The 653-nt window shown below is 66.0% G+C and carries 2 protein-coding genes; both read left to right on the forward strand.

Annotated features, from left to right (window positions below):
- Nucleotides 1-397: GntR family transcriptional regulator (locus Q673_RS20465; protein ID WP_023004493.1), on the forward strand; the 397-nt coding region annotated here is incomplete at its 5' end.
- Nucleotides 394-653 (forward strand): phosphonate C-P lyase system protein PhnG (locus tag Q673_RS20470; RefSeq protein ID WP_023004494.1); only part of this gene is annotated, 260 nt, incomplete at its 3' end. The genes Q673_RS20465 and Q673_RS20470, both read left to right, overlap by 4 nt.

Raw genomic sequence — 653 nt, forward strand, 5'->3', positions numbered from 1 at the left:
GCGTTTCGGCCTGGCCGCCGATTCACATTTGATCGCCGTGGATACCCTGCGCTGGGTGGACGATGCGCCTCTCATGCGCCTGCGCCACTGGTTCGACCCCGAGCGCGTTCCTGGTTGGCTTGAGCGCTATCGCGGTGGGTCCACTAGGGCCCTGCTTGATCAGCACTATGGCTTGCGACTGCACCGCAAGCGCGTGCGCATCGAGGCAAGCAGCGCCGATCGCGAGGATCAACGCCTGCTTTGCTGTGCCCATCAGGCGCCGCTGCTCCAGCTGACCAGCGACAACGTGGATGCCGACGGCAGCCTGGTCGAGGTCTCGATCAGCCGCGCCCGGGCCGATCGGCTGGCCTATCACATAGATTTCCCTGACTCACTGACTGACGAGGTGTCTGCATGACCTCTGCACGACGTCAGCGCATTCTCGCGCTGACCCCCCGTGAGCGCCTGGCCGAACAATGGGCGCGGTTGGGCATTACCCCCGACTACCGCTGCGTGCGTGGCCCCGAGGTAGGCATGGCCATGGTGCGCGGCCGCATGGGCGGCACCGGCAATGCCTTCAACCTGGGCGAGATGACTCTGACCCGGGCCAGCGTCCAGCTCATGAACGACGGTGTGGCTACCGACGCCGACACGGAGCTGGGCCATGGCTGGGT

Source organism: Halomonas sp. PBN3, from assembly GCF_000475415.1.
GTDB lineage: Bacteria > Pseudomonadota > Gammaproteobacteria > Pseudomonadales > Halomonadaceae > Halomonas > Halomonas shengliensis.